This window comes from Pontibacter coccineus, assembly GCF_030546575.1.
In the GTDB taxonomy this organism is placed as follows: domain Bacteria; phylum Bacteroidota; class Bacteroidia; order Cytophagales; family Hymenobacteraceae; genus Pontibacter; species Pontibacter coccineus.
In genome coordinates, this window is the sequence record NZ_JAUOTN010000003.1 from 596148 (window position 1) to 609085 (window position 12938).

Annotated in this window: 12 protein-coding genes; 5 read left to right on the forward strand and 7 right to left on the reverse strand. The window is 52.5% G+C overall.

The window, feature by feature from the left end:
• Positions 1 to 167 precede the first annotated feature (167 nt).
• On the forward strand, positions 168 to 1382 hold the full coding sequence (locus tag Q4E40_RS09705) for a sensor histidine kinase (RefSeq protein WP_303411799.1): 1215 nt from the start codon (positions 168 to 170) through the stop codon (positions 1380 to 1382).
• Between the two features lie 121 nt (positions 1383 to 1503).
• Here the strand turns inward: Q4E40_RS09705 and Q4E40_RS09710 are convergent, their stop codons facing one another.
• The 6 genes from Q4E40_RS09710 to Q4E40_RS09735 all read right to left on the reverse strand — a co-directional run bounded on the left by Q4E40_RS09710 (position 1504) and on the right by Q4E40_RS09735 (position 4667).
• Positions 1504 to 2280: a metallophosphoesterase family protein gene (locus Q4E40_RS09710; protein WP_303411801.1), complete on the reverse strand. Its 777-nt coding sequence runs from the start codon at positions 2278 to 2280 to the stop codon at positions 1504 to 1506.
• Positions 2281 to 2473: 193 nt separating this feature from the next.
• Positions 2474 to 2716: a hypothetical protein gene (locus Q4E40_RS09715; RefSeq protein WP_303411802.1), complete on the reverse strand. Its 243-nt coding sequence runs from the start codon at positions 2714 to 2716 to the stop codon at positions 2474 to 2476.
• Positions 2717 to 2800: 84 nt separating this feature from the next.
• Positions 2801 to 3094, reverse strand: a complete 294-nt coding sequence (locus Q4E40_RS09720; protein ID WP_303411803.1) for a hypothetical protein — start codon at positions 3092 to 3094, stop codon at positions 2801 to 2803.
• Positions 3087 to 3326, reverse strand: a complete 240-nt coding sequence (locus Q4E40_RS09725) for a hypothetical protein (RefSeq protein WP_303411805.1) — start codon at positions 3324 to 3326, stop codon at positions 3087 to 3089. The genes Q4E40_RS09720 and Q4E40_RS09725 overlap by 8 nt, the downstream gene beginning before the upstream one ends.
• Positions 3327 to 3447: 121 nt before the next feature.
• Positions 3448 to 4212 (reverse strand): class I SAM-dependent methyltransferase, encoded by a 765-nt coding sequence (locus Q4E40_RS09730; RefSeq protein WP_303411806.1) that lies wholly within the window; start codon positions 4210 to 4212, stop codon positions 3448 to 3450.
• On the reverse strand, positions 4209 to 4667 hold the full coding sequence (locus tag Q4E40_RS09735; protein WP_303411808.1) for a hypothetical protein: 459 nt from the start codon (positions 4665 to 4667) through the stop codon (positions 4209 to 4211). The genes Q4E40_RS09730 and Q4E40_RS09735 overlap by 4 nt, the downstream gene beginning before the upstream one ends.
• A 188-nt stretch (positions 4668 to 4855) precedes the next feature.
• Between Q4E40_RS09735 and Q4E40_RS09740 the strand changes: the two genes are divergently transcribed.
• Positions 4856 to 7051, forward strand: coding sequence for a M3 family metallopeptidase (locus tag Q4E40_RS09740; protein WP_303411810.1), 2196 nt, complete (start codon positions 4856 to 4858; stop codon positions 7049 to 7051).
• Between the two features lie 473 nt (positions 7052 to 7524).
• Positions 7525 to 7761, forward strand: coding sequence for a hypothetical protein (locus Q4E40_RS09745; protein ID WP_303411811.1), 237 nt, complete (start codon positions 7525 to 7527; stop codon positions 7759 to 7761).
• A 373-nt stretch (positions 7762 to 8134) separates the two neighbouring features.
• Here Q4E40_RS09745 and Q4E40_RS09750 read toward each other — a convergent pair whose 3' ends face one another.
• A complete protein-coding gene (locus Q4E40_RS09750) occupies positions 8135 to 8428 on the reverse strand; it encodes a hypothetical protein (protein ID WP_303411813.1) in 294 nt (97 codons plus the stop codon).
• A gap of 212 nt (positions 8429 to 8640) precedes the next feature.
• On the opposite strand from Q4E40_RS09750, the gene nuoL reads away from it, so the two are divergent.
• Together nuoL and Q4E40_RS09760 are read left to right on the forward strand one after the other, a co-directional pair.
• Complete coding sequence (gene nuoL, locus Q4E40_RS09755) at positions 8641 to 10824, forward strand: NADH-quinone oxidoreductase subunit L (protein WP_303411815.1); 2184 nt, start codon at positions 8641 to 8643, stop codon at positions 10822 to 10824.
• 346 nt (positions 10825 to 11170) lie between these two features.
• Positions 11171 to 12916 (forward strand): complex I subunit 4 family protein, encoded by a 1746-nt coding sequence (locus Q4E40_RS09760; protein ID WP_303411817.1) that lies wholly within the window; start codon positions 11171 to 11173, stop codon positions 12914 to 12916.
• The last annotated feature ends 22 nt before the right edge of the window (positions 12917 to 12938 follow it).

Sequence of the window (12938 nt, forward strand, 5' to 3'; positions counted from 1 at the left end):
GCTCACTGGCAGCCGGGCAATTATGTCAGACCAGGTGAGAAGTGCCACTGACCATCTTTCGTGGCGTGAATTTTATTTTTTATACTTTTTTTATTATGTTTAAACATACAATGAACAGTAGCTTACAGATAGCATGACGATGCGACTCTGAAAAGACACCCTCTCAAATGATTGAAACCCAAGACGAGCTGTTGAAAGACCTGGAGGCCATCAGGCAGATTCCCATCGTACCTACCATGCTCGAAGTTATATGCCAGACCACCGGAATGGGGTTTGCGGCCATTGCACGCGTAACAGAAGACAAATGGCTGGCATGCAGCGTGCGCGACGAAGTGAACTTTGGCCTGGAAGCGGGTGGAGAACTGCAGATCGGGACAACGCTCTGCAACGAGATAAGAGCGCACCGCAACCCGATCGTGATCGATCATGTGGCAGAAGACCCGCTTTACAAAGACCACCATACGCCCCGTATTTACGGACTCCAGAGTTACATCTCTATACCTATCATCCTTAAAAACGGCGACTTTTTTGGGACGCTCTGCGCCATCGATTCCAAGCCAGCTTCTTTGAATAACTCAAAGGTAGTCAACACCTTTAAACTGTTCGCAGAGCTGATAGCCTTTCATCTTCAGAGCAGAGACCTGCTGGAGCACAGCCATAAGATTGCTGCCGAACTGAAGCAGGAGAACGAAGGCCTGGCCAGTGCCAATTTCGACCTCGGCAACTTTGTCTATACCGCCTCACATGATTTGAAATCGCCTGTAGCCAATATTGCCGGGCTTATAGAGGAGCTCTCGGACTCTGTTTCAAGAGAAAACTTAGACCGGGCAGAGATCAAGCACATCACGCATCTGATAAAGTCCTCGCTCAAGCGGTTTTCCACTACCATTAAAGACCTGACCACGCTGGTAGAGATTGACAAGGGAAGCGCCGAAGAAAAGACAGAGGAGCTCGATTTGTTTGAGGTGGTGGAGGCTGTGAAACAGGATCTGCAGAGTTTAATTTTAAAATCCGGTGCCCAGCTTGACATAAGCACCCAGCCCCGGCAGGTGATTGGCTTCTCGAAGAAGAACTTCAAGAGCATCATCGGCAACCTGATCAGCAACGCCATCAAATACCGCTCGCCCGAGAGAGCCCCCGAAATCACGATTAAGCTGGAGAAGTGTGACGGCAGGTCCTACCTGTCGGTGCAGGACAACGGACTAGGTATACCGGCGGATAAGCAGGAAAGTATTTTTACCATGTTCGGGCGTGTTCACAGCCATGTAGAGGGCAGCGGCATTGGCCTTTACATCGTGAAAAGGATGGTGGACAACGTGCAGGGAGAAATCAAGGTTGACAGCGTGGTGCACAAGGGCACTACCTTCACGGTCATTTTTTAAGCAGGCCGGTTCAGCACTCCACAGCATCAAGCTCTGCAAAAAAACATGCCACTGATCTTCAGCCAAATCCCTGTCCCGGGTTTCGCGGTAAGCAAATCATTTACCCCCTAATTGCTTGGTTTTAGCAGCCTTTGCGCAAATTATCCGCATAGGCATCTGGCAATTCGGATTCCTCAACGGCACTGGCGGCCTTCTCGAAGTCATACGCGAAACGGATGAACTCCACCCCTATACTGTCTTTGTCCAGCACCGAACTCTGCTCGTCAATGATCAGCATCACATAGCCGCCGCGGTTGTCGGCGTCTTTGGGCTTGCCCACCGAGCCGATGTTGATGGCATGCCGGAAATAGAACTGCTCTCCTTCGCTGTTGTCGAGGATGCGGTGGTAGGGTTTGTGTGTGTGGCCGAAGCACATGATATCGGCGTCCGCGTCTTTCATGATGCGCAGCAGGCTCTTCTCGTCACGATCTTCAAACAAGTACTCGTTGATTCTGCGCGGACTGCCGTGCACCAGCAGCAAGTTCAGCTTGTCGTTATTCAGCTGAAACTCTACTTTAATATGGGCAGGTAAGGTGCGCAGGTAGCGGCGCTGCGCAGACCCGATGATCTTGTTGGTAAAAGCGATTGAAACGGCGCCGTTGGCTTTTTCCTCCTCCGTTTTGTAGGCACAACCGCAGTCGTCGCTCTCCCGGCCGATGCCAAAGTCGTAATTACCCGCTATGGTCGGAATGTTGCGTTTGCGGATTTCGTCGATCACCTCGTTTGGCCAGACGTTATACCCCACCAGGTCGCCGAGGCAGTAAATAAAGTCAGGCTTGCGGGCCTCCACATCTGCAAAGAAGGCCTCCAAAGCAGGCAGGTTGGCGTGTATATCGCTGAAAAGGGCTATCCGGGTCATGGTTGTCGGGATTACTACTGGACTGTGTCAGGCCTGGCAAACTAGCATTTATATATGTACTCTGAAGCCAGCCTGGTATCCAGTATCGGTTTTATGATTGCAATATTACGATTAATCATTGCTCCCGCAAGAGTTTGCCGTTAACGAATTGTTACGAAGGATTACAAAACTTTTGGTGCACCTATAGTAGACGTTAACCCCGCTCCACCACGATATACCTGGCCGAGAAGCCGTTCTGTTTGTAGAGTAGCTGAAGCGCGGTAACCAGAGAGGCTATACCTGTCGCTTTGGTTTGCCGACCGCCCAGTGGCCGAAGATAGTTCTGGAACCCGCTGCCTGGCACGCGCATCACCACACGCCGGGCCTCAGCCTCTTCCACTTCGGTCAGCGCTTTGGCGAGCACTACCTGGCGCAAGTAGGGGAGGGCCGTTTTCATGCTGCGGTAATCCGAAAAAGCGTAAAGGCGGCAATAGGAGCTGAGCTTGACAGAATTCACGCTTCAAAAATAGCATATAAATCTTTACCAGCACATCATATCCCACAGGTCGATCTTGTTCGTGTAGGGCTCCAGGGCACGCTTGGAAGCCAGCCCCCTGATCAGTCCGACGATGTGGGATTCGGGGTTACTCCATACCTCCGCAAAGAAATCGCCCATATCATACAGTTGTATGCGGTAGCCACGGCGGCCCCTTTCGGCCAGAAAGGTCCCATGCGCCCATATCATCTCCAACCTCCCGGCCAGGGTGTGGGTGTTAAAAAAGCTGAGACTCGGGCTGTGGTAAGGGTATTCGGGTGTAGATGCTGTATTAATCACTGCAGGACTCCTCAGGGTTGTCGTAATCCCAGTACACTTCGATGGTGGCGGGCTTTTCCAGGTAGGCAGGTATAGGCGTGTAAATGATCAACTCCCAGCCAGCCTTTTGCATGTCCTCCCGATGCAGACGTCTTACCTGCCACATCAATCGCTCATGAATTTCCAGTCCGACAGGGCGGTGACTCCCCACATACGGACTTCCCTCCTCAAATTTGAATGTGGTTGTATGCATAAACTCCAATTTTTACAACTATACCTTATACTACGTAAGTTGTTATGATTTGAGGTGCAGATTTCGAAAGATTTATCCGGTAGGTTAAGGTATAGGAGCGCTGTAAAACCCACAACAGCCTTCAGCCACCAGACTCCTCCACCTTCTCAAAGAGCATAAAATGCTGAATCGGTAGGAAATCCTCCTGGCGTTGCAGGCGAAAGCCGTTGGCCTCCAGCTCTTTTTTGATCTGCTCCTTCGTCATCTTGTGCAGCTCCCTGATGCGCACATCGGGGTCTTCGGCCTTGTACTCGAGTAGCAGGAGTTTGCCGTCTGTCTTTAAAGCCTGGTGGATTGACTTAAGAATCTCTTTTGGATAAGCCAGTTCATGGTAGACGTCCACCATCAGGGCAATGTCAATCGTCTGCGCCGGCAGGTTCACTTGCAGACTATCTCCCTTAACAATTGTTACATGGTTAGCCCCTACTTTATCCCGGCGAGACTCCAGCGATTTGATAAACCGATCCTGCACCTCCACTGCGTATACCTTGCCCTTCGGTACCCTTGGGGCTAGCTGGAAGGTATAGAAACCCGTGCCGGCTCCAATGTCGGCGACCACGGTATTCGGTTGCAGGTTCATATTTTCGATTGTCCGGGTAGAATTCTCTTCCTCCTGCCGGGTGTCGCGGTCCAGCCAGTTGCTGCCGGTCGCCGACATAATAGCGGCGATCTCCCGGCCCATGTATACCTTGCCGGTGCCTCCGGATGTGGGGGCTTTGTAGGTATAGCTGTCCTGCGCTGCCGTGGTTGGCTGCTGGGCCTGGCAGGCGTGGCAGCTGCTCAGGCAAACGGTTGTCAGCAGGGCAAGCAGCAAAGCGGAGCCGGGGAAGCGGGAGTGTCTTGTCATCGCGTGAATTTTTCCAGTCGCTGGGTCAGGTCGTCTATCAATTGCTCAGTCCACTTCTCGGCCACGAGTTCGTAGTCCGCATTGTCCCAGTTTTGCAGGTAGGCCTTCTCCAGCCATACGTTGTCCTGATCCGGACCGATGGTGTAAAAGTTACGGTCCAGTCTGAAAAGCAGGTCTTTGGTCAGGTCGAAGTTGTCAGCACCCACCCGCTGAAAGCCTTCCAGGCGCAGGCGCAGACCCATCTGGTTGACGTTTCCTTTTTCGAGGCTGATCTCGGTGGTGGCGTCGGAGCCCGGTTCGCGCGTCCAGGTGTCTACCAGTTTCTCTAGTTTGAAGTCATGAAAAAGCGGGATAACGTCCGCCAGGTGCTGGTGGATGTGCTGCGCCAGTTCGGGCAGAACAGATTCGTAAAGCTTACGTAAAGCGTTTTTGTCTTTGATGGGGGAATCTTGCATGTAAAAAGAGGTATACTGTCTTTCCTATACGTGCGGCTCCTCGTTTTTGCCGCCCCGCCGGAAGGATACTTTAGGAACGTATGCAGGTGCCACTTCAGGTATAGCAGGCGGCCTCAAAATTGCTTGGTGGGGTCTTTGGCCTATTTTTTGTATCTTGTGCTGAAATTTCTCATTCACTTTAAAATTCTATGAAAGAACAGATCATATCGGCCGGAAAGGTATCCGGCCTTGTGGCCCTGTTGGCGCTGGCAAGCTGTACCTCGGTGCAAACACCACAGACCCAGGACACGCAAGCTGCCACCGAGCAGAAGCAGGCAGAGACCAATGTGCTCCTGCAGGAGTGGAGCGGCCCATACCAGGGCGTTCCCGCCTTCGATAAAATGAACCTGGCCGACCTGAAGCCGGCAATGGAAAAGGGCATGGCCCTTAACCTGGCTGAGATCGAGGCGATTGCCAACAACCCGCAGCCTGCCACCTTCGAGAACACGATCGAGCAGATGGAAAGAGCAGGCGAGGAACTGAACCGTGTGTTCACGTACTACGGCATCTGGGGCAGCAACATGTCTACGCCGGAGTTCCGCGAAATCCAGAAGGAGTTGGCTCCGAAGATATCTGAGTTCAGCTCCAAGATATCTCAGAACGAGAAGCTTTTCCAGCGCATCAAAACCGTGTACGAAAACTCGCAGAAGAACCCACTGCCAGCTGACCAGCAGCGTGTTGTGGAACTCATCTACAAAAACTTCGCCATGGAAGGTGCTGATTTGAGCCCGGAAAAGAAGCAACGCTACGCTGCCATCAACAAGGAGCTTTCTTCGCTGTACACCGCTTTTGGCAACAACATCCTGGCTGACGAGGAGAAGTATGTGGTATACTTCACCAAAGACCAGCTGAGTGGTTTGCCGGAGTCGTTTGTGAAAGCCGCTGCCAAAGCTGCCGCAGACCGTGGCAAGCCGGGCCAGTATGCCGTTACCAACACCCGTTCTTCCATGGACCAGTTCCTGACGTACTCGGACGAGCGCGGCTTGCGCGAGCAGGTATGGAAGAACTACTACTCTCGCGGCGACAACAACGACGCCAACGACAACAAGCAGAACATCGTCAACATCCTGAAGCTGCGCAAAGAGCGTGTAGGCTTGATGGGATACGACAACTATGCTGAGTGGCGCCTGCAGGACCGCATGGCCAAAACGCCTGAGGCTGCGATGGAGCTGATGATGGCCGTATGGCCTGCCGCTACTGCCCGCGCCCGCGAAGAAGTGGCCGACATGCAGAAACTGGCCAACGCCACGAGCAAGACCAAGATCACGATTGAGCCCTGGGACTACCGCTACTACGCCGAGAAAGTGCGCAAAGACAAGTACGACCTCGACTCTGACGAAGTAAAGAACTACCTCGAGTTGGGCAACCTGACGCAGGCCATGTTCTTTACGGCAGGCGAGCTGTTTAACTTCAACTTCAAACCAGTACCGGAAGGAACTGTTCCCGTTTTCCAGGAAGATGTGAAGGTATGGGAAGTGACGGACAAGACCACCGGCGAGCACATCGGCCTTTGGTACCTCGATCCGTTCGCACGTCAGGGCAAGCGCTCCGGTGCCTGGGCTACTACTTACCGTGCCCACACCACGTTCGATGGCAAGAAGAACGTGCTGTCGTCTAACAACTCCAACTTTGTGAAGCCTGCGCCGGGCGAGCCTGTGCTGGTGTCGTGGGACGACGCGACTACCTTCTTCCACGAGTTCGGCCACGCGCTGCACTTCCTGGCCTCTAACGTGAAGTACCCGACGCTGAACAGCGGCGTGCGCGACTACACCGAGTTCCAGTCGCAGTTGCTGGAGCGCTGGCTGTCTACCGACAAGGTGATCAACCAGTTCCTGAAGCACTACAAGACCGGTGAGCCAATGCCGAAAGAGCTGGTAGCCAAGATCAAGAAGGCGGCCACTTTCAACCAGGGTTTCGAAACAACGGAGTTCCTGGCTTCTGCCCTGATGGACATGCACTTCCACCTGGCCGACCCGAACAACCTAGATCCGGACAAGTTTGAGAAGGAAACGCTTGCCAAACTAGGTATGCCGAAGGAGATTGTGATGCGTCACCGCTCACCGCACTTCGGACACGTGTTCTCTGGCGAGGGCTATGCCACCGCTTACTATGGTTACATGTGGGCCGACGTGCTGACTTCGGATGCCTCTGAGGCCTTCACAGAGGCGCCGGGCGGATTCTATGACAAAGACGTTGCCGCCAAGCTGGTGAAGTATCTGTTTGCACCACGCAACTCCATGGATCCGGCTGAAGCCTACCGTATGTTCCGTGGCCGCGATGCCAAGATCGATGCGCTGATGCGTGACCGTGGATTCCCGGTGCCGAACGAGCAAGGTAAGAAGTAAAATGCCACTCGATAAGCTTAACAGCCTTATCAGATTATAAAGTAACAGCCAGGGCCCCTGCTATGCAGGGGCCCTGGCTGTTTTATTTCGATACCGTCAATAGTAGTGCAATTTTGCTTAACACGTTGAAGATCAGCCTAATCGCAAAAAGCATAGTGAAGGGCCTCCGGCAGCGGGGATTTATCGTTGGAGGGACTATTTTTTTGAAAAAGAAGATAAACTAAAATCGGGGCCAGGCTGATAATTGGGAGCGTTTATGAAGAGATGATGACAGGTTTGTCAAAATATTTTCGAAAAGGAGGTTTTATTTTAAACCTTTCTGAAACACTGTCGTATGCTCAGAGTTAATAAGCATGCCGGGCTTCCGCATGAGTAGGCATATTGTCCAAACTCACTGCCCCTTGCTTCCAGATTACCTATTGCCTCTTATGGATGAATTCTCTCTATTTACCAGCAAGCTGCAAACTTGCGATTTGATTGTACTGACAGAAGCGGACGAAATCCGTACCTATTGTCGTTTCTATGCCAACGGCCTTTACCAGGACCGAATGTTTATTTCGGATATCTCTGTAAAGGAAAACCTGACGCTTCTCAGCAGTGAGGAAGACGTCATCGATTGGAATGGGGTACAAAATCTTCGGAAAAAATACTGTGAGTCGATGCAGACGGGCGAAGGCCTGAACGCTGCGCCGACTGCAGAGGCTGTCTAGAATTTTTAGCAAAGCGATTTTAAGGAATTATCTCCTAAGGAAAGGCCGTCAAAAGCGTGTTTCAGGGGCAGGTATGGGGTATAAAAAGCAAAGGCTCCCTTGTGAGGAGCCCTGCTTTTCAAAGGATTGCCTGTAAGGCAACCTTCAACTTTTAGCCGGTGCAAATATAGTGATAATTATACCTGTAATTGGTGCATTTTGATAAAAAAAATATTCTTTTTGAACTATCTTTACAAGATGTTATTAAATCTGATTTTGGTGATAATAGCAGGCAGTATTTGGTAGCAGGGAAATGACCATAAAAATGTAACAGAAAGAGGGAGCCTGCGCTCCCTCTTTCTGTTTCTCGTCACGAGATTATAGCAGATGCTGCTTACTTGTCGCTTTGGTAGCCTACAAGTTTGATCATCTTATTGTAGTTGCCCAGCAGTAAGAAAGAAGGGGCCCACTGGCCTACGAATAAAGCTTCCTCGTCTTTCTTCATAATCTTCAGGGTCGCCGAAACAGCCATAGAGCCCAAAGCAGCCCATAAAAATATATCGGATGGGATACGGGAGGTATAGTCTTCGATAGCTGAAGCGACAGGTCCTTCCTTATGCTGGGGATTGATTCTGTCAGCTTTGTTTTTCAAATCCTGTGCGTCTCTTTTAAGATCTTGTGTGTCCATAGTTGTTATTTTGTTTAGATGGTACAATACCATACAGAACGAAATAGAATTATGATTGTTTGCAAAAATTGAAAAATATGGGGTATACATAGCTAGCCAGAGCCATCAGGCGCTATATTATTGCAACAATATATGTAAATTGGCAGCCTGAAACTGAGGAACACCTCAGGGTGTCCTCTTTTTGAGACCGAACCCCATAGACAGCCTATATTTTGGAGCTTTCCGCACTTCTTGAACCACTGGCCGGCACGCCCCAAACCACTCTGGCATTAGCAGTGCTTCTGCTCCCGCTGTTGGCTTTCGTGCTGCTATACCTGGCGGGCAAAAAGCTGCCCCGGCAGGGCGACTGGCTGGGGATCGGCGCCACCGGACTCGCCTTCGCACTCTCGATCTACCTCTTTGCCCAAACCTGGAACACGGAAGTATACCATAGCCGAACCGTCTGGTTTAGTTTGCCCTCCAGCTTCATAGCCGATTTCACAGCAGGTATACTGCTCGATAACCTGACAGTACTGATGCTGGTGATCGTTACCTTCATTTCCATGCTGGTGCAGCTCTTTTCGGTGGGCTACATGCACGGTGATAAAGGGTATAGCCGCTACTTTGCCTACCTGGGCCTCTTTACTTTTAGCATGCTGGGCATTGTGCTGGTCGACAACCTGCTGCTGCTCTTTATGTTTTGGGAACTGGTGGGCTTGTCGTCTTATCTGCTCATCGGCTTCTGGTATGAGCGTCCGGCTGCCATTGCGGCCAGCAAAAAAGCTTTTCTGGTCAACCGGGTGGGTGATATCGGGCTGCTGCTCGGTCTGTTTGCCTTCTATACCTATTTCCGGACGTTCGACCTGGAGGCCTTGCGCACCTTGATGGGGGCAGGGGAATGGGTGAACGGAGCCTTTGTGACAGGCTTTACCTTTCAGGGACAACTCTGGTCTGTAGAGTTGAGTCCGCTGTTTCTGACGCTCGCCGGGCTCGGCCTGTTTATGGGCTGTGTGGGCAAGTCGGCGCAGTTCCCGCTGCAGGTATGGCTACCCGATGCCATGCAGGGCCCGACGCCAGTATCTTCGCTGATCCACGCCGCCACCATGGTAGCGGCTGGCGTATACCTGGTGGCACGCTGCTATGCTTTCTTTACGGTAGATGCGCTCACGGTCATCGCCATCATTGGCGCCATCACAGCATTACTCGGCGCCCTGGCCGCGCTAACGCAGTACGACATCAAAGCCGTGCTGGCCTTCTCCACGATCTCACAACTGGGTTATATGGTAATGGGCATGGGCACCGGCGCGCACGATGCCTCGCTCTTCCACCTCACTACGCATGCCTTCTTCAAAGCAGCCCTTTTCCTCAACGCCGGTATCATCATCCACGCCATGCACCGCGGGCTGCACCATACGCACCAGCCTGCCGGGGTCGATCCGCAGGATATCCGCAACATGGGTGGCCTGCGCAAGGCCCTGCCGTTTACCTTCTATACCTACCTGCTGGCTGCTGCCGCACTGGTCGGTTTACCCTTGTTTTCAGGCTTTCTTTCCAAGGATGCCATTCTTTCGGGCAGCTGGGCCTGGGCGCAGACAATGAGCCAGGCCCATGGAAACAGCCTGTACTTTATCGTGCCGGCAATCGGTTTTCTGGTGGTACTGCTCACCGCCTACTACATGGGACGACATCTGTGGTTTATGTTCTTCGGTTCGTTCCGTCTGCCATTCAATGTGAAGGCGCTGCGACTCTCAGCTGGTCAGGAGATGGAGCGGGTGATGCTTATACCTGTTGCCTTGTTGGCGGTGTTATCGCTGGGCATCTTCTTTTCGCTCAACCCGCTGTCCTTTGCCGGAAGCTGGGTGATGCAGGGAGTAAGTTTGAATCAACTTTCGCAGGAAGGCGCTTTGCTTGCCAGGAGTCTGGTCGAGGCCGTGACGTTGCAGGATGCTGCCAACGGTACGGCGCACCTGGTGATCGGGCTGCTCTCGGCTTTGCTGGGAATAACAGGTATAGCCCTGGCCATCGGCAGGTATAGGGGCAAAAGCAGCGAGGCGCTGCTGCAGGAACAGCCACGCGGTACATTGGCACTGCTCACTTACCATCATTATCACTTGGATGATGCGTACGACAAGGTATTTGTTCGCCCTGTGTTGCGGATGGCCCGCATGCTTTACCGTTTCGACAAACGCGTGATTGACTATACCCTGGACTATGCCAGCAAATGGCTGGTGGTGTTCTCTAAGATCGTGAAGTGGTTTGATAGCTGGGTAGTGGATGGCAGTGTGTGGCTGATCGGGGCGCTGGCCAAAGTGCTCGGCCGCTTCGGGCGCGGACTCCAGAATGGCAAGGTGCAGTCTTACTACGCCTATTCCCTTTTCGGATTTATTCTGATAATACTATACATCATGCTGAATTGATGTTAATTTCGCGATCAGTATGCTGATTTGAAGCTGTGCATACTGAATGTGAAGTTTTGGCAATTTGCAGATGTGAGGTGCGGACTTGAGTGGATTGCCAGGTGAGCGATGGTACGTGAAATTAGAAGGTATACCTGCAGCTGTGCCCAATGGAGCAAATTTGGATCAGCCAAGGTCCTTCCGGAAAACCAAGCTCTTCCGGCTTCCGGAGCAGATGCGGAAGATTCGCACCAGTACTTATAGATCTGGTAAAGGGACAGTTTTTTACTCATGCAGGTACACGCCCATTTGGTCGTGCTACTTGATACAGGATACTTGTGTCGTAAAATAGTGTCGTAACATATTGATGAATTATACTCTTTCCAGCCTTATTTTTCTTCCCTTGCTGGCAGCGCTTGTGGTGTTGCTGCTCCCGGTGCGCCTGGAGCGGGGCATAAAAGCGGTAACGCTGGGCGGCACGCTCCTGCAGTTGGCCGTGGCCCTGTGGCTATACCTGGGCTTTGACGGTACAGCAGTAGCAAACGGACAGACAGGCTATCAGTTTGTGGAAAAGCTCGACTGGATCGGCTTTTCGCTGGGCAGTCTGGGGCGCTTCCAGATCGAGTATTTTGTGGGCGTGGATGGCGTGAGCATCGGTATGGTGCTGCTGACAGGAATAATAGGGGTGATCGGTGTCATCTCGTCCTGGAACATCACCAAAAACATAAAGGGCTATTTCTCGCTGTACCTGCTGCTCATCACGAGCGTGATGGGCTGTTTCCTGGCGCTGGATTTCTTTTTGTTCTACCTCTTCTTCGAGTTCATGCTTCTGCCGATGTACTTCCTCATCGGTATGTGGGGTGGTCCGAAACGGGAGTACGCCGCCCTTAAGTTCTTCATCTATACCCTGATCGGTTCGCTCTTTATCCTGATCGTGATGATCGGGCTCTATACCTCGGTGATCGATCCGGAGGCGACCGCGCAGCAAATGGGCCTGATCGGGCAGAGCGTTCCGGCCAGTCTGGATTTGATCCGGCAGGTACAACAGATGCTGCAGCAGGGTGCCATCAGCCAGGCCGACTTGGTGCGGACCTTCAGCATCCCTGCTATGATGGAACCGGCCAACTTTATACCGGGCAGTCTGCTCCATGTATTCTCAGGGGTTTCCCTGTTTGATCTTCCGATTCGTTTTGTGGCCTTCCTACTGGTACTGGCGGGCTTCCTGATCAAAGTGCCGTCGGTGCCGGTGCATACCTGGCTGCCGGATGCGCACGTAGAGGCGCCAACGCCGATTTCCGTTTTGCTGGCGGCTATCCTGCTGAAAGTGGGCGGGTACGGTCTGATCCGGATCGTATACCCGGTTTTCCCGGATGCAGGCGCTTACTTCTCGACCTTCGTCGGCGGGCTGGGTGTGCTCTCTATTATTTATGGAGCCCTCTGTGCGCTGGCCATGAACGACCTCAAAAAGCTGATTGCCTACTCCTCCGTATCGCACATGGGCTTTGTGCTGCTGGGACTGGCCTCGCTGACGAATGAAGGGGTGAATGGCGCTATTTACATGATGTTCAGCCACGGTTTGATCTCGGCTATGCTCTTCCTGGTGGTAGGTGTGATTTACGATAGAGCGCACGATCGCATGATCCTCAATTTCCGGGGGCTTGCCAAGCGTATGCCGGCCTATACCGCCTTTGTCGTCGTAGCTTTTTTTGCCTCGCTTGGTTTGCCGGGCTTCTCGGGCTTTATCGCCGAGTTGCTGGTGCTGCTGGGTAGTTTCAGTGCACCGGAAGCGACCGGTATGCTGCCGCGCTGGATGGCGATCGTAGCGGTGATCGGCTTGCTGCTTTCAGCGGCCTATTACCTGTGGGCGCTGCAGCGCATGTTCTTCGGCAAGTACTGGATCTTCCCGGAGTTGCGCGGAAAAGCCCGGCTCACTGATCTAACCTCTCGCGAGTACCTGATGCTGTTGCCGCTGGCCGTGCTGGCCTTTGTTTTTGGCATCTTCCCGCATCTGCTCCTCGACAAGACAGGTATGACGGTGACGGGTTTTACGGAACTGGTGCTGCGCAACGGACAGGAACAGCTCAACATCTTGCAAGCGATTTTACACAAATAATATCTGCCCTGATGATTTAAGC